The sequence below is a fragment of the Agromyces salentinus genome (assembly GCF_009749395.1).
Classification (GTDB): Bacteria; Actinomycetota; Actinomycetes; order Actinomycetales; family Microbacteriaceae; genus Agromyces; species Agromyces salentinus.
Map to the genome: position 1 here is coordinate 156,733 of NZ_WBIR01000002.1, position 15,294 is coordinate 172,026.

Genomic DNA, 15,294 nt, shown 5'->3' on the forward strand with positions numbered 1-15,294 from the left:
GTCACTGCCTCAGCCGACGCGGAAGCGGATCGGGTCGAGCACCGCTTCGGCCGCCCAACCTGCGGCGTCGGCGATGTCGCTGCGGGTCATGCCGAACTCCCGACGGAAGGCGACCCACGTCGCCGCCGAATCGAGGTGGGCCAGGGCGGCGACGATCGCCCGGCGCTCGGCCGCTCCGAGCGAGGGAACCTCCGCATCGATCATCGCCTCGAGCTTGGCCCGTCGCGGGCTGGGCGTCGCGCCGCTGATTCCTCGCATCGTCGTTTCCGCCACGACGTGCGCGAGTTCCGGTCGTCGGTCGTACGACTCCATCGCCGCCCGGATCGTGAGCGGCATGTCGAAGATGCTCGCGGCGTCTTCGCGGGGGAAGATCCGGCGCTCGATCCAGACGGCCTCGGCGAGCAGCAGGTCCACCCGTGTCGCATAGTTGCGGAAGATGGTCCGCTCGCCGACGCCTGCGCGTCGTGCGATCAGTCGGAAGGAGACGTCGTCGGTGCCGAGTTCCTCGATCAGCTCCGCGTAGGCGGCGAGGATCGCCTCCTGGGTGCGATTGACGTCGCTCGCCGATACGCCTGCGGGTTCGGAGCCGCCCGGCATCGTCACGCCCGGACTCGGGAGAGGGAACGACTCATCTCGACGTCCGTGACGGGGCGGGAAGGACGGTCAGGACCTGGGCGACGGAGCGATCGAAGACGTCCGAGATCTCCGGCGCGCTCAGGTCGAACCCCGTCCGCATGCGCGCCCAGAACTGCGCCGACGCGAAGTAGCGGAGCGCGGCCGCGACCCGGCGCAGATCGCGTTCGTTCAGCGAGGGGTGGTTCGTCGCGAGCATCGCGACGAGGGCGCGCGTGAAGAACGTCGGCTCCGGGTCCCCGGTCGGCGAGATCGATGCGGCGCGCGCGCACACGAACGCGAACGCCGGCGCCTGGTCGAAGGCCAGGAAACGCGCCCGCGACGCTTCCTCGAACTGGGCGATCGTGATGAACGGCGGCAAGGGGAACTCGGTGGACTCGAGCCAGCCCGCGACACCCTCCAGGAGATGCGACCTGGTCGGGAAATGACGGTAGACGGTCCGCTCCGACACGCCGACCGCCTCGCCGAGGGTGCCGTACGAGATCTCGTCGAACGGATACTCGCGCAGCGCCGCGGCGGTCTTCGCGAGGATCGCGGTCGGAGTATCGACCCCATCCGCCATCACTCGCCCCTCTCCGTCGACTGCGCGACCTCTTCAACCGTTCGCCCCGGCGGAGGGTCGCCGCTCGACGCCTGCTCGGCCGGAAGCACGTACCGATCGGAAGCATCGAGCGTGAGGGCCAGTGACGAGACGTACTGCGTCTCGCCGTGAGCGCCTCGCTCCGCCGAGGCAAGCATATCCGGACGCTCGAAAGTGTACCCGGTGACGTGGCAGCGAAGCCGGTCCCCCGACGGGTTGCCGTCGGCATCGAGCATCGGCGAAGCGATGCCGTCCGTCCGGCGTCGCAGGTAGTACCGACCGCGCGTGGCCAGCGCCATGAGCGGGGTGGCGATGACGGCGACCCCGATGGCGATCAGCACCGAGAACGGCCGGGGCCCTTCGCCGAACAGGCCGCCGAACGCCGCCAGCGAGAGGAGGGATGCGAGGCCGACCGACACCAGGCCGACCGGGTTCCAGTCGCGCAGCATCCCCCGACGGAACTCGGGATAGATCGGCGAGAGGCGCAGCACGTGCTTGTTGATCGCGATGTCGCTGGCGATCGTGACCAGCCACGCCATCACGACGTTCGCGTAGAGGCTGAGCACGAAGCTGATGAGGCTGAAGACGTCCATCCACATCAGGGCGAGCGCGATGGCGAGGTTGAAGAAGATGAAGATCGACCTGCCCGGGTAGGTCTTGGCGAGCCGGGTGTACACGTTCGACCAGGCCAGCGACCCGGAGTAGGCGTTCGTGACGTTGATCTTGACCTGGGCGACGACGACGAGCATCAGAGCCAGCCCGACCGCCAGCCACTCCGGCATGATCGATTCGTAGAGGGCGATGAACTGGCGGACGGGCTCGGCGGCCTTCTCGCCGAGATCCGGGTCGACGCGCGTGATGAGGTAGACCGCGAGGAAGACGCCGATCACCTGCTTGATCCCGCTGAAGAGCACCCAGCCGGGCCCCGCGAACATGAGCGAGGCCCACCATGACCGCCGATTCACGCGCGTGCGCGGCGGCATCGCCCGGATCACGTCGATCTGCTCGGCCAGCTGCGGTGTCAGCGCGAAGCAGACGGCGGCACTCGCGACGATGGCCTCGAGGCTCACGGTGCCGTCGGTCTCGCCCGTGAACGCGGCGAACGCCCGCACCGCACCGGGGTCGGACACGACCACCCAGAGCAACGGAACCAGTGCGAGCGCGAGCCAGAGCGGTGTGGTCCAGAACTGCAGGCGCTCGAGCGCGCGCATCCCGTAGATCACGATCGGGATCACCACCACGGTCGAGATGAGGTAGCCGATCGGCAGTGGGATGGCGACCGCGACGTGAAGTCCCTGTGCCATGATCGCCCCCTCGAGGGCGAAGAAGATGCACGTGAAGACGGCGAAGATCACGGTCGTGATCGATGAGCCGTAGTACCCGAAGCCCGACCCGCGCGCGATCAGGTCCAGGTCGAGGTTGTACCTCGCGGCATAGTACGCGATGGGCAGGCCGACGATGAAGATGATGACCGAGGCGAACAGGATGCCGAGCAGGGCGTTGTTCGTCCCGTGCTCGATCCCGACGCTCGCCCCGATGGAGAAGTCGGCGAGGAACGCGATCGAGCCGAGGGCCGTGATCCCGATCGACCCGGCGCTCCAGCGCCGGAACGAGCGCGGGACGTAGCGGAAGGCATAGTCTTCGAGGCTGTCATCGGCGGCTGCCCGCGCGTTGTCCGCCCTCGCCACGTCGCCCTCCTGCCGCCTCGCATGTCGGGCCCATTGTCCCGGGTCGCGTGTTACAGCCGCATTGCGCGCGGACGGTGTCAGATCGCCATCGCCTCTCGCACGCCTTCGGCCGCGGATGCCCCGCCGTCGCCGGTGCTCGCCGCGAATCCGCTCGCGAGCACGAGGTACTTCTCCGCGGCCTCGAGGGCGAAGCCGATGTGCTGCTCGACGAGCAGGACGGAGAGGCCCTCGCTCGCGAGCTGCATCACCGTGTGCTCGATCTCGGCGACGATCGTCGGCTGGATGCCCTCGGTCGGCTCGTCGAGGATGAGCATCTTCGGCTCGGTGATGAGCGCACGGGCGATCGCGAGTTGCTGACGCTGGCCGCCGGAGAGCAGGCCGGCCTTGCGGGTGGCGAACTTCTCGAGGGCGGGGAAGCGCGAGAGCTGCTGCTCGATGAGCGACTTGCCGCGCTTGCGGCCGTCGGCGACGAGCTGCAGGTTCTCCATCGTCGTCAGCTGCGGGAACGACTGCTGGCCCTGCGGCACGTACGCCATGCCACGTGCGACCCGCTTGTTCGGCGGCAGCGACGTGACGTCCTCCCCATCGAACACGACCTGGCCGCTGCGCGGCTTGATGAGTCCGATCGCGACGCGCAGGAGCGTCGACTTGCCGGCGCCGTTGTGGCCGAGCACGGCTACGACCCTCGCGACCGGCAGCGTCACGCCGTGCAGCACGAGCGTCGGGCCGTACCCCGCCCGGATCTCATTGAGCTCGAGCATGTCAGACTCCCTCTCCGTGTCGTGCGGCATCCGTCGTCGTCTCGGTCATCGCGTCGGGCGGGACGGACCCCGCGGTCGTGGTCGCGGCGGTGCCGAGGTAGACCTCCTGCACCCTGGGGTCTGCCTGCACCTGGGCGACGGCCCCCTCTGAGAGGACCTTTCCCTGATGCAGGACCGTCACGCGCGACGCGTAGCGGCGCATGAAGTCCATGTCGTGTTCGACGACGAGCACGATGCGGCGCTGGGCGATGCGCTGCAGCAGTTCTCCCGTGGCGGTCCGCTCGTCCTGGCTCATCCCGGCGACGGGCTCGTCGAGCAGCAGCGCGCGGGGTTCCTGCACGAGCATCATGCCGATCTCCAGCCACTGCTTCTGGCCGTGGGACAGGATGCCGGCGGGAGTCTCGCGCTCCTCGCTGAGGCCGATCTCCTCCAGCGCCGATTCGATCGCCGGATCGACGCCGCGGCGGGCCCGCAGCAGCGAGAGCGAGGAGCGGTGGAGCCCCGCCGCGATGTCGAGGTTCTGCAGCACCGAGAGCCCCTCGAACACGCTCGCGGTCTGGAAGGTGCGGCCCACTCCGAGCCGCACGATCTTCTGGGTGGACCGGCCGAGGAGCTGCTGGTCTCCGAGCGTGACCGAGCCCGTGCCCTTCGACAGGCCGGTGATGGCGTCGATGCAGGTGGTCTTGCCGGCCCCGTTCGGGCCGATGAGGAACCGGACCTCGCCAGGATGGGCGTCGAAGGAGACGCCGCCGACGGCGACGAATCCATCGAACTCGACCCGCAGGTCGGTGACGACGAGCGCACCACCGGGGCCGGTCACTTCGTCACCCCGTCGCCGACCGGCTCGAGCACGGGTGCGGGCTCGTCGAGCGCGTCGGGCGGTGTCCCGCGCGATCTCCACAGCAGGCCCTTCGCCTTCCCGAACAGCGAGGACAACCCCATCGGGAGGAAGAGCGTCACCAGGATGAAGACGAGTCCCAGGATGTAGACCCACCCATCGGGCCAGCTGGAGCCGAGGCTCGACTGTCCCCATCCGATCGCCATCGCTCCGAGAGCCGGGCCGAAGAGCGACGCACGCCCGCCCAGCGCCACGCCGGCGATCATCAGGATCGAGGCGGAGGCGCCGATCTCGGCCGGCGTGATGATGCCCACGATGGGGACGAAGAGCGCACCCGCGATGCTCGCCATCAGCGCGGCGACGACGTAGGCGACCAGCTTGATGTTGGCTGGATCGTAGCCGAGGAAGCGCACGCGCTCTTCGGCATCACGCGTGGCGACCAGCAGTTCGCCGAAGCGGCTGCGGTTGAGCTGCCACACCGCGAGCAGGCACAGGATCAGCAGCGAGGCGGCGATCATGAAGACCATGACCTTGTTCGCGTCGTCGTTCAGGACGAACCCGAAGAAGTACTTGAAGTCGCTGAGGCCGGTATCGCCACCGGTCTCGCGGATCGTCGAGCTGATCAGGACGGCGAGCGCCACGGCGAGCGCCTGGGAGAGGATCGCGAAGTACGCCCCCTTGATCCTGCGCTTGAATAGGGCGTAGCCGAGGACTCCGGCCACGATCACCGGCAGCAGCACGATGGCCGCCAGCGTGAACGCGTCGCTGCGGAACGGTTCCCAGAAGGCGGGAAGCGACGCCAGCGGGTCGTACAGGATCATGAAGACGGGAAGGCTGCCGGGCGCCGTGCTCTCCAGGGTGAGGTGCATCGCCATGGCGTACGCACCGAGCCCGAAGAAGACGCCCTGGCCGAGGACCAGCATGCCTCCACGACCCCAGGCGAGGCCGATCCCGACCGCGGCGATCGCCCAGCAGCAGTACTTGCCGAGGTTGTTGAGCCAGTGCATCGACAGCACGGCTGGAGCGACGACCAGGAGCAGGACGGCGAACACCGCGATGCCGATCACTGGAAGCCACGGCTTGAGTCTGGTCATGTCAACCCCCGGGTGCGGACCGTGAACAGGCCCTGTGGACGGAACTGCAGGAACACGACGAGCAGCACGAAGGCGAGCACCTGGGCCATGCTCCCGGTGGTCCACTCGGCGAAGAAGGACAGGGCGATGCCCAGGGCCCAGGCGGCCAACACGGTGCCCTTGATCTGGCCGACGCCGCCCGCGACGACGACGAGGAACGCGGGAATGATGTATTGGGTGCCCATCTGGGAGTTCGTGCCGCCGATCAGCGAGGCGGCGACTCCGGCGACACCGGCCAGCCCCGAGCCCACGAAGAACGTGATGCGGTCGATGTTGCGAGTACGGATGCCGCTGGTCTCGGCGAGGTCCCGGTTCTGGACGGTCGCCCTGATCCGGCGTCCGAAGGACGAGTACTTGAGCCAGACCGCCAGCGAGACCAGACACAGGGCCGCGAGCACGATGGTGAACACCTGCCGAAGGGGCCACGCATAGCCGAAGACGTCGATCTGCCCGCTGAGCCAGTCGGGGGCCTCCACGGGCACGCCCTGCGCGGGGAAGATCTGCAGGGCCACCTGTTGCAGGATCAGCGCCACGCCGACCGTGACCAGGAGCGTGTCGAGGGGTCGTCGGTACATCCACTGGATGATGCCGATCTCGAGAAGCAGGCCGAGCAGGCCCGCGCCGATGAAGGCGAGCGGCAGCGCGAGCAGGATGGAGACGTTGCTCGAGGCGACGACCGTCTGCGTCAGGTAGGCGATGAACGCGCCGGCCATGATGAACTCGCCGTGGGCCATGTTGATCACCCCCATCTGGCCGAAGGTGAGGGTGAGCCCGAGCGCTGCGAGCAGCAGCAGCGCTCCCAGCGCGGTGCCGTTCAATAGCGGCGATATGAGTGCATCCACGTGCGGTCGCTCTCTGTGCGGTCGGAGTTCTGGAGCGGTGAGGGTGCGGGGTCCCGTGCCCGAGCGGACACGGGACCTCGCATCCGGGGGGATCAGCCCGCGGCGGCTACCAGCGCATCGCGGACGTCGGCGGGGAACCAGTCGTACCCCTCGAGGTAGGGATCGGGCTCGATGAAGCCGTCGGACGACCAGACGATGTCGAACTGGTTGTCGGCGTTGATCCTGCCGATGTTGCCGGGCTTGGAGATGTGGTGGTTCTCGCCGTCGAGCGTGACGACGCCCTCCGGCGCGTCGACGGTGATCCCGCCTTCCGCAGCGGCGGCATTGATGTCGTCGACCTCGAACGAACCGGCCGCTTCAGCCAGGGCCTTGTAGAGGTAGAGCGAGATGTACGCGGCCTCCATCGGGTCGGAGGTCACCCCGCTGCTGTCGGGGTAGGCCTGCCAGCGTTCGATGAAGCCCGGGTTGTTGGGGGTCTCGAGCGACTGGAAGTAGTTCCACGACGCGTAGTTGCCCGTGACCTCGTGGCCCATGGCCGGTGCCTCCTCCTCGGCGATCGACACCGAGATGATCGGCGTCGTCTCGGGGGTGAGACCGGCGTCGTAGTAGGCCTTGATGAACCCGACGTTCGAGGAGCCGTTGATCGTGTTGAAGACGAAGTCCGGGTCCGCGGCGACGATCTTGGAGACCTGGGTGGTCCAGTCGTCCTTGTCGAGGGGCACGTACTCCTCGCCGACGATCTCGATGCCGAGTTCCGCGGCGTACAGCTTGATGATCGCGTTCGCGGTGCGCGGGAACACGTAGTCGGAGCCCGCGAGGAAGAGCGTCTTCACGCCCTGTGCGGCGAGATAGTCCATCGCGGGGATGATCTGCTGATTCGTGGTCGCGCCGGTGTAGTAGATGTTCGGCGACGACTCGAGGCCCTCGTACTGCACCGGGTAGAAGAACAGGCCGTTGTTCTCCTCCACGACCGGCTTGACCGCCTTGCGGGAGGACGAGGTCCAGCCGCCGAAGATCGCGGCGACGCAGTCCTGCGTGAGCAGCTTCTCGGTCTTCTCCGCGAACGTCGGCCAGTCGGTGGCGCCGTCCTCCTGGATGTACTCGATCTGCTTGCCGAGGATGCCGCCGTCGGCGTTGATCTCGTCCGCGGCCATGTGCAGGACGTTGGAGACGGTCTGCTCCGAGATCGCCATGCCCCCCGTGAGGGAGTTGAGGAAGCCCAGCTTGATCGTGTCGCCGGACGTGTCGATGCAGCTCCCCGCCGCCGCGGTGCCGGCATCCGCCTCAGCGGTGTCGCCGGCGCGGGAACCGCAGCCGGCGAGCACGAGGACCGCGGCCGTCGCGAGGGCGGGGATGGCCAGCATGCGTCGCGCTGTTCGAGTTCGTGTCGCTTTCATGGGGAACTCCGTTTCTGTGGGATGCAGGGGTGATGCGTTCTCGGGTCCGGTGCTGCGTCCTGCGGGCACGCCGGACACCCCTCGGCGAGAGGGCGTCATTTCGGGGACGCCGGCCGAAGGCCCCGGGAGGAGGCCGCCGAGGAGATGCCGGAACGTGCTGATCGGTGAATCACGGTGTGCCGTGCAGGAGGTCGAGCCGGTGGTGCAGCGCGTCTGGATGCCGGATGGTGCCGGGCCTCGCGTGCCGGTTCGGATCGGCGGAAGGTGATCGCCGACTGTTGCGGTAGTGCCAGCATGCGACCGTGGCATTACTCTGACATTTCTCGATTGTTCCGATCCGGTTAACCATTCCCGAGGCATCCCGGTGACTGCCGCGCCATTCCAGGCGTGACCGAGCGAGCGCCCCTGATCATCGATGGGACGCACTCCTCGGCACGGGGGCCCGTATGGCACACTTCTGACATCACCCGTCGGAGGTCCCCATGCACTTCACTCCCGCCGAGACCGAGAAGCTCCTGCTCTCGGTCGCCGCGATGATCGCGCGCGACCGGCTCGATCGTGGCATCCTGCTCAACCATCCCGAGACCGTCGCCCTCCTCTCGTGCTGGGTCATCGAACGGGCGAGAGAAGGCCGTGGGGTCGCGGAGTTGATGCAGGAGGGCCGAACCGTGCTGCGCCGCGACCAGGTGATGCCCGGCGTTCCCGAGATGCTCGCCGACGTGCAGGTCGAGGCGACGTTCCCGGATGGTCGCAAGCTCGTCACCGTCCATCACCCGATCGACTGAGGAGTCACTGTGGCATCCACTTCCTCGCACGGCCCCGGCGCCTACCGGATCCAACCGGGCCGCATCGAGCTGAACGCCGATCGCAGCGATGCCGAGCGCATCCGACTCGTCTTCGTGAACACGGGCGACCGGCCGATCCAGATCGGTTCCCACATCCACCTCCCGGATGTGAACGGGGCCCTCGAGTTCGATCGTGCCGCCGCCCACGGATTCCGCCTCGACATCCCCTCCGGGACGTCGCAGCGCTTCGAGCCGGGTGCATCGCGTTCGCTCGACGCCGTGGCACTTCGGGGCGCACGCCGGGTTCCCGGCATCCGGATCAAGGCCGATGGACAGGAGCTGCTCGATGGTGTGGATTGATCGATCACGATACGCAGCGATCTACGGGCCGACGGTCGGGGACGAGGTGCGGCTGGGCGACACGGACCTGTGGATCCAGATCGAGCGCGACCTCACGGTCGGCGGCGAGGAGGCCGTCTTCGGCGGCGGCAAGTCGATCCGCGAGTCCATGGCCCAGGCGACGACCACGCGAGCGGACGGCGCCCTCGACACCGTCATCACGAATGCGATCATCCTGGACTGGTGGGGCGTCATCCGCGCCGACATCGGCATCCGCGACGGTCGCATCGTCGGGATCGGGCATGCCGGCAACCCTGATGTGAGCGACGGCATCGACATGATCATCGGGCCGTCCACGGATGTCATCTCCGGCGAGGGGCGCATCGTCACCGCCGGAGCCATCGACTCGCACGTCCACCTGCTCTCGCCCTCGCAGATCCACGAGGCCCTCGCCACCGGCATCACGACGATCGTGGGCGGCGGCACGGGACCCTCGGAGGGGTCGAAGGCGACGACGGTGACTCCGGGAGCATGGCACCTGTCCTCGATGCACCGTGCGCTCGATGCCCTGCCCGTCAACGTGCTGCTGCTCGGCAAGGGCAACACGGTGTCGATGGCCGCGCTGAAGGAGCAGGCCCTCGCGGGCGCCGCCGGGTACAAGGTGCACGAGGACTGGGGCTCCTCCCCCGCCGCGATCGACGCGTCGTTGCGGGCGGCCGAGGACTGGGGCCTGCAGGTCGCGCTGCACTCGGACTCCCTGAACGAGGCGGGATTCGTCGAGTCCACGATCAAGGCGATGGGCGGCCGATCGATCCACGCCTTCCACGTGGAAGGCGCCGGCGGCGGCCACGCCCCCGACATCCTGTCCATCGCGGGGTTGCCGAACGTGATCCCGGGGTCCACGAACCCGACGCTCCCCCACACGGTCAACACCATCGCCGAGCACCTCGACATGCTGATGGTGTGCCACCACCTCAGCCCGGCGGTGCCGGAGGACCTCGCGTTCGCCGAGTCGCGCATCCGTGCGACCACGATCGCCGCGGAGGACATCCTGCACGACATCGGAGCCCTGTCGGTGACCTCGTCCGACGCGCAGGCGATGGGGCGGATCGGCGAGGTGATCACGCGCACCTGGCAGGTCGCGCACGTCATGAAGCACCGTCGCGGCCGATTGGACAGCGGGATGCCGGCAGACAACGAGCGAGCGCGGCGCTACGTGGCGAAGTACACCATCAACCCCGCGATCGCCCACGGGATCGCGTACGACGTCGGGTCGATCGAGGTCGGCCGCCTGGCCGACCTCGTCGTGTGGGACCCGAAGCTCTTCGGGGTCAGGCCGGCCGTGGTCATCAAGGGCGGTGCGATCTCGTGGGCCGCGCTCGGCGATCCGAACGCGTCCATCCCGACCCCCCAACCCGTGATGATGCGACCGTCCTTCGGCGACGCGATCGGGGCGGACCTGTCGGTGACCTACGTCTCGCCCGCGGCGCTCGATGACGGTCTCGCCGAGAAGCTCGGCCTCCGCCGCCGACTGGCGGCGGTCGAGCCGACGCGCCAGATCGGCAAGGCCGACATGAAGAACAACGACGTCCTGCCGTCGATCCGCATCCGTCCCGACACGTTCGAGATCGCGATCGACGGCGAAGACGTCGAACCGGCGCCCGCGGCATCCCTCCCCCTCGCCCAGCTGTACAACCTCTTCTGATGCAGCCGTCATCGCACACGATCAGCCTGCTGCTGGCGGATGCACGGCTCCCAAGCGGGGGTCATGCGCAGTCGTCGGGAGTGGAACCGGCCTTGCTCGCGGGCATGCCGGTCGCGGACGTGCCCGCGTTCCTGCGCGCCAGGGCGCGGACGACGGCCACGGTGGATGCCGGTACCGCCGTGCTCGCCCGGCACGCGGCGCTCGACTGCATTCCGGTCGCACCCATCGAGCGCGCGTGGGCTGCACGCACCCCGAGTCGCGCGATCCGCGATGCCTCGAAGGACCTCGGACGCGGACTCCTCCGGCTCGCGGGGCGGATCTGGCCCGAGGTGCGAGCCTCGCTCGACGGGCTCGACGAGTCCCCGCCGCGACCGCTCGTGCTCGGGGCCATCGCAGCTCACACGGGAATCGATGCCGAGAGCCTGGTGCGGCTCACCGTCTACGACGATATGGCCTGCGCCGTGGCCGCGCTCCTGAAGCTCGAACCCGGCGACCCCGCACAGGGGGTCGCGATGGTGCTCGACGCCTGCTCGTCGATCGAGCCGCATGTCGCTGCGGTGTCGAGCATCACGTCCACCCACCAGATCCCCGCGGCGAGTGCGCCGCTCAGCGAGGCATGGTCCCAAGCCCATGCCCTGACCACGAGGAGGCTCTTCCGTGCCTGAGAACATCCCCACCCGTGCCCTGCGACTCGGCGTTGCCGGCCCTGTCGGAACCGGGAAGTCGTCGCTCATCGCGACCGTGTGCCGATCGCTCGCCGACGAACTCCGTCTCGGCGTCATCACGAACGACATCTACACCGACGAGGACGCGCGCTTCCTGCGTTCGGCGGGAGTGCTCGAACCGGAGCGCATCCGGGCCGTGGAGACCGGCGCATGCCCGCACACCGCGATCCGCGACGACATCACGATGAACCTGCTCGCCGCGGAGGACCTCGAGCGCGACTTCGCCCCCCTCGACGTCGTGCTCATCGAGTCCGGCGGCGACAACCTCACCGCGACGTTCTCACCGGCGCTCGTCGACGCGCAGATCTTCGTGCTCGACGTCGCAGGCGGCGGCGACGTCGCGCGCAAGGGCGGGCCGGGCATCGGACGGGCCGACCTGCTGGTGGTCAACAAGACCGACCTGGCACCCTACGTCGGGGTCGACGTGCCGCAGATGGTGGCGGATGCATCGGACGCGCGCGACGGCCGGGCCGTCCTGGCGCTGTCGCGCTCGGATGCAGCCTCCGTCGCTGAACTGCGGGCCTGGGTGCTCGGGGTGCTCGAGAGCCACCGCCGGGGAACGCACGTGCCCCAGGACCCGGGACCGATGGCACCGCACTTCCACGCCGATGAAGAACACCCCGACGGCGGCTTCGTCCACAGTCACGACGAGGAGGGCGGGCACGAGCACCACTCGGGTGCACCGGGACACGTTCCCTCCCTCTCCGACACTCGGGGATGACGACGACGCGGATCGCCGTGCGGGCGGGGCATCCCCGTGCGCAGGTCGACCTGGTCGTCGGCGCGCTGGCTCCCCGCCTGGTCGGTCGGACTTCCCGCACCGCGCACGTCGCGCTCACCGCGGCGGGCATGCTCCTCCTCGGCGGCGACCGCGTCGAGGTCGAGGTGGACGTGGGGCCCGACTGCACCCTCGAGCTCGAAGACGTCGGCGGCATGGTGGCCTACCGCGCCCTGGGGTCGACGTCCCAGCTGACGCTCGCCGCACGGGTGGGTTCGGGGGGCACCCTGCTCTGGCGCGCGCTGCCGCTGGTCGTGGCCGAGGGCGCGCTCGTCGATCGCCGCACTCGGATCGACCTGGACCGGGGCGGACGCGCGGTCATCCGGGAGACGGTCGTGCTCGGCCGGCAGGGCGAGGCGGGCGGAAGCCTCACGTCCCACCTCTCGATCGCCGATCCCGACGGCCCCGTGCTCACCGAGGACCTCGACCTCGACGGATCCTCCCCCGAGCCGGGCGTGCTCGGCTCGGAACGGGTGCTGGACGCGGTCATCGCGATCGGATTCCGCCCCGACCCCGAGCCCGGGTCGTTGGAGCTCGACCAGCCCGGCGCGGTGGCACGGCACGTGGGCCGACACACGCACGAGTCGTCATTGGATCGCGTCTGGGCATCGTGGGCGGAGCAGGCGACGTCGACTGCCGCGTCCCGCGCCGCGCCGGAGCCGACCCCGGCGGGCGTGCCCCACCCGCGTTGACGGGCCGCTCGGCCGACGCGACCACGCTAGGACTGGGCTCGGTGGAGGCTCGATGCACGCCACCATCTCGGCTCCGTCAGACTGCGACCACCGTCGTCAGGTCCCTGCCGCCATGTTTCGACGCGAACATCGCCGAGTCCGCGGCGACGAAGAGGCGGTCGGCCGTCACAGGCGCCGAGCCGGCACCATCATGCACCGCGACCCCGATGCTCGCCGAGATCGGAAGGTCCTCCGGTATGCCGGGAATCGCGACACCGATCTCACCGCGAAGGCGATCGGCGATGGCTGCGGCCGCCTGGGTTCCGGCGCCCTCGCAGATGACCAGGAACTCGTCGCCCCCGAAACGGCCGGCCAGGTCACCCGGGCGGATCGCGGTCGCGAGGCGCGCAGCGACCTCTCGAAGCACCGAATCGCCCGCCACGTGACCGAGCCGGTCGTTGACGGCCTTGAAGCCGTCGAGGTCGACCACGATGAGGGCCGTGGGCACCCCCTCCCGCTGAGCCGAGGCCAACACCTCACCCAGCCTGGCCTTCAGCAACTGGCGGTTGGCGAGCCCGGTGAGCTGATCGTAGAGCGCCATCCGCTCGAGGCGGGCCTGGAGACGGATCCGGGCCAGCGCTTCGGACGCCTGCCGGGCGAGGGCCTCGTACAGCTCGACGGTTCGGCCGTCGAAGGCGCGTTCGCGGCCGAACGAGCAGAGGACGACACCCGACGCGCCTGCGCCGGACAGGAGCGGCGTCGCGATCACCGTCTCGATCCGTGCGCGCTTCATCCCTGCTGCGTACGTCGGATGGGACTCCAGGATCCGCGAGCGCGACCAGACGAGCACTCGGCCCGATCGGAGCGCCTCGGCCTCGGGCGTCCCGTCGTGTTCGCCTTCGGGTGCGGCGTCGACGACCGCCTCGGGAGGGGTCCCGGCGACCAATTCGAGCGTCCCGGACTCATCGACGAGGAACACCGCGGCGGCCGAGGCCTCGAACGCATCCCGCATGCTGGCCCCGAGCGCCTCCGCGAACGCATCGACGGAACCGCTTGCGATGAATGCGGCGGAGGCGCGCTGAAGCGCGCGGAGTCGCTCCTCGGATGTCTCGGCCATCCGGCGCGCCGCGAGCAGCTCTCGCTCGTAGTCCTGGCGGGACGTTGCATCGAAGATCGCCGAGCGAATGAGCTGCACCGCCCCGCCCGACTGCTCCACGAACACTGAGTTCACGAGCGTCGGCAGGATCGATCCGTCGGCACGACGGACCGGCAGCGCGACCTCCTTGACAGCGCCTTCGAGCCGCAGCACGGGCAGGTACCGGGTCTCGGCGAAGATACGACCGCCAGGGGTGAGCAGGTCGCCGAAGGGCGTCCCGACGAGTTGGTCGGCCGAGTATCCCGTCCACTCCAGGAAGGTCGAATTGACACGGAGGATCGTGCCGTCGGGTGCGGTCGACATGTGCCCGCAGGGCGCATGCTCGTACAGGTCCTCGAAGGAGGACTCGATCCCGGCGGCGTCGGGCGCTCCGGTCGTCGGTGGTTCCATGGACGCCGTCGTCATCGCAGGAAGTCCTCGATCGCCTCGATCACCTCGCCGGGGCTGGACAAGTTCGGGCAATGACCCGTCGCGGCGAGCACGACCATGCGGCTGCCCGGGATCTCCCGATGAACGTAGTCGCCGACCTCCCGAGGAGCGATGACATCGTCGGTGCACTGCAGGATCAGCGTCGGTGTCACCACGGCCTTGAGGTCGTCGCGGTTGTCGGAGGTGAAGGTCACGCGGGCGAAATGCCGGGCGATGGCGGGATCCACGCTGCAGAAGCTGGCGGTGAGTTCTTCGCCGAGTTGGGGCTGGTCGGGATTCCCCATGATCACCGGGGCGAGATCTGACGACCACCCGAGGTAGTTCGCGTCGAGGGCATCGAGCAGTCCGTCGATGTCGGCCTGGGAGAACCCACCGCGATACCCGAGATCGTCGTCGATGTAGCGCGGGGACGGGCCGACCAGCACCAGCGCACCGAACCGCCGAGGATCGTTCGTCGCCGCCAGGACGCCGACCATCGCACTGACCGAATGTCCCACGTACACCGCGTCCTCGAGGTCGAGCGTCTCGAGGATCTGGAGCAGGTCATCGGCGTACCCGTGCAGCGAGTCGTACTTCGAGCGGTCGTACGCGCGGAGGTCGGAACCGCCGGCGCCGACATGGTCGAACAGCACGACGAGGTGGTCGCGCTCGAACGCCGGGGCCACGAGCCGCCACATCTCCTGGCTGCATCCGAACCCGTGGGCGAAGACGAGCGGGCGACCAGCCGGATTGCCCGAGACCTTCACGTTGTTGCGCTCGAGAACCTGCATGGCACGTGGTGATGCAAGCGTCACAGCGGGCCTTTCGAGATATGGGCGGCCGATCCGCCCCGAC

The 15,294-nt window shown here is 69.0% G+C and carries 16 protein-coding genes; 6 read left to right on the top strand and 10 right to left on the bottom strand.

The genetic code is table 11. The features are described 5' to 3' along the window. Positions 1–9: 9 nt before the first annotated feature. The 8 genes from GQQ95_RS03605 to urtA all read right to left on the bottom strand — a co-directional run bounded on the left by GQQ95_RS03605 (position 10) and on the right by urtA (position 7,839). Positions 10–597 (bottom strand): TetR/AcrR family transcriptional regulator, encoded by a 588-nt coding sequence (locus tag GQQ95_RS03605; RefSeq protein WP_157426458.1) that lies wholly within the window; start codon positions 595–597, stop codon positions 10–12. Between the two features lie 31 nt (positions 598–628). Continuing rightward, positions 629–1,195 carry a TetR/AcrR family transcriptional regulator gene (locus GQQ95_RS03610; protein ID WP_157426286.1) on the bottom strand — a complete coding sequence of 189 codons (567 nt, stop codon included), beginning with the start codon at positions 1,193–1,195 and terminating at the stop codon, positions 629–631. Continuing rightward, complete coding sequence (locus GQQ95_RS03615; protein WP_212275260.1) at positions 1,195–2,901, bottom strand: purine-cytosine permease family protein; 1,707 nt, start codon at positions 2,899–2,901, stop codon at positions 1,195–1,197. The genes GQQ95_RS03610 and GQQ95_RS03615 overlap by 1 nt, the downstream gene beginning before the upstream one ends. A gap of 77 nt (positions 2,902–2,978) precedes the next feature. Next, positions 2,979–3,662, bottom strand: a complete 684-nt coding sequence (locus GQQ95_RS03620) for an ATP-binding cassette domain-containing protein (RefSeq protein ID WP_157426287.1) — start codon at positions 3,660–3,662, stop codon at positions 2,979–2,981. Between the two features lies 1 nt (position 3,663). Beyond that, positions 3,664–4,482, bottom strand: coding sequence for an urea ABC transporter ATP-binding protein UrtD (gene urtD / locus GQQ95_RS03625; protein ID WP_246205165.1), 819 nt, complete (start codon positions 4,480–4,482; stop codon positions 3,664–3,666). Further along, the gene (gene urtC, locus GQQ95_RS03630) at positions 4,479–5,594 is read right to left on the bottom strand and encodes an urea ABC transporter permease subunit UrtC (RefSeq protein WP_157426288.1); all 1,116 of its coding nucleotides are present in this window, start codon (positions 5,592–5,594) and stop codon (positions 4,479–4,481) included. Before urtC ends, urtD begins: the two co-directional genes overlap by 4 nt. Then, complete coding sequence (gene urtB, locus GQQ95_RS03635) at positions 5,591–6,475, bottom strand: urea ABC transporter permease subunit UrtB (protein ID WP_157426289.1); 885 nt, start codon at positions 6,473–6,475, stop codon at positions 5,591–5,593. Before urtB ends, urtC begins: the two co-directional genes overlap by 4 nt. A 92-nt stretch (positions 6,476–6,567) precedes the next feature. Then, a complete protein-coding gene (urtA, locus tag GQQ95_RS03640; protein WP_170296948.1) occupies positions 6,568–7,839 on the bottom strand; it encodes an urea ABC transporter substrate-binding protein in 1,272 nt (423 codons plus the stop codon). 515 nt (positions 7,840–8,354) lie between these two features. Here urtA and GQQ95_RS03645 point away from each other — a divergent pair. The 6 genes from GQQ95_RS03645 to GQQ95_RS03670 are packed head-to-tail and all read left to right on the top strand — an operon-like array spanning position 8,355 to position 12,896. Continuing rightward, positions 8,355–8,657 carry an urease subunit gamma gene (locus tag GQQ95_RS03645; protein ID WP_157426291.1) on the top strand — a complete coding sequence of 101 codons (303 nt, stop codon included), beginning with the start codon at positions 8,355–8,357 and terminating at the stop codon, positions 8,655–8,657. 9 nt (positions 8,658–8,666) lie between these two features. Continuing rightward, positions 8,667–9,017 carry an urease subunit beta gene (gene ureB / locus GQQ95_RS03650; protein WP_157426292.1) on the top strand — a complete coding sequence of 117 codons (351 nt, stop codon included), beginning with the start codon at positions 8,667–8,669 and terminating at the stop codon, positions 9,015–9,017. Further along, positions 9,004–10,701: an urease subunit alpha gene (locus tag GQQ95_RS03655; protein WP_212275262.1), complete on the top strand. Its 1,698-nt coding sequence runs from the start codon at positions 9,004–9,006 to the stop codon at positions 10,699–10,701. Before ureB ends, GQQ95_RS03655 begins: the two co-directional genes overlap by 14 nt. Continuing rightward, on the top strand, positions 10,701–11,366 hold the full coding sequence (locus GQQ95_RS03660; protein ID WP_157426293.1) for an urease accessory protein UreF: 666 nt from the start codon (positions 10,701–10,703) through the stop codon (positions 11,364–11,366). The genes GQQ95_RS03655 and GQQ95_RS03660 overlap by 1 nt, the downstream gene beginning before the upstream one ends. Continuing rightward, positions 11,359–12,147, top strand: a complete 789-nt coding sequence (gene ureG, locus GQQ95_RS03665) for an urease accessory protein UreG (protein ID WP_157426294.1) — start codon at positions 11,359–11,361, stop codon at positions 12,145–12,147. The genes GQQ95_RS03660 and ureG overlap by 8 nt, the downstream gene beginning before the upstream one ends. Further along, on the top strand, positions 12,144–12,896 hold the full coding sequence (locus GQQ95_RS03670; RefSeq protein WP_170296949.1) for an urease accessory protein UreD: 753 nt from the start codon (positions 12,144–12,146) through the stop codon (positions 12,894–12,896). The genes ureG and GQQ95_RS03670 overlap by 4 nt, the downstream gene beginning before the upstream one ends. A gap of 76 nt (positions 12,897–12,972) precedes the next feature. Here GQQ95_RS03670 and GQQ95_RS03675 read toward each other — a convergent pair whose 3' ends face one another. After that, the gene (locus GQQ95_RS03675; RefSeq protein ID WP_157426295.1) at positions 12,973–14,436 is read right to left on the bottom strand and encodes a sensor domain-containing diguanylate cyclase; all 1,464 of its coding nucleotides are present in this window, start codon (positions 14,434–14,436) and stop codon (positions 12,973–12,975) included. Further along, positions 14,433–15,230, bottom strand: coding sequence for an alpha/beta fold hydrolase (locus GQQ95_RS03680; RefSeq protein ID WP_157426296.1), 798 nt, complete (start codon positions 15,228–15,230; stop codon positions 14,433–14,435). Before GQQ95_RS03680 ends, GQQ95_RS03675 begins: the two co-directional genes overlap by 4 nt. Positions 15,231–15,294 lie beyond the last annotated feature (64 nt).

Coding starts and splice junctions, on each gene's coding strand:
- GQQ95_RS03675 (WP_157426295.1), bottom strand. CDS start 14,436: ATGACGACGGCGTCCATGGAACCACCGACGACCGGAGCGCCCGACGCC.
- urtA (WP_170296948.1), bottom strand. CDS start 7,839: ATGCTGGCCATCCCCGCCCTCGCGACGGCCGCGGTCCTCGTGCTCGCC.
- urtC (WP_157426288.1), bottom strand. CDS start 5,594: ATGACCAGACTCAAGCCGTGGCTTCCAGTGATCGGCATCGCGGTGTTC.
- GQQ95_RS03605 (WP_157426458.1), bottom strand. CDS start 597: ATGCCGGGCGGCTCCGAACCCGCAGGCGTATCGGCGAGCGACGTCAAT.
- GQQ95_RS03655 (WP_212275262.1), top strand. CDS start 9,004: ATGGTGTGGATTGATCGATCACGATACGCAGCGATCTACGGGCCGACG.
- GQQ95_RS03660 (WP_157426293.1), top strand. CDS start 10,701: ATGCAGCCGTCATCGCACACGATCAGCCTGCTGCTGGCGGATGCACGG.
- GQQ95_RS03670 (WP_170296949.1), top strand. CDS start 12,144: ATGACGACGACGCGGATCGCCGTGCGGGCGGGGCATCCCCGTGCGCAG.
- GQQ95_RS03620 (WP_157426287.1), bottom strand. CDS start 3,662: ATGCTCGAGCTCAATGAGATCCGGGCGGGGTACGGCCCGACGCTCGTG.
- GQQ95_RS03610 (WP_157426286.1), bottom strand. CDS start 1,195: ATGGCGGATGGGGTCGATACTCCGACCGCGATCCTCGCGAAGACCGCC.
- GQQ95_RS03645 (WP_157426291.1), top strand. CDS start 8,355: ATGCACTTCACTCCCGCCGAGACCGAGAAGCTCCTGCTCTCGGTCGCC.
- GQQ95_RS03680 (WP_157426296.1), bottom strand. CDS start 15,230: ATGCAGGTTCTCGAGCGCAACAACGTGAAGGTCTCGGGCAATCCGGCT.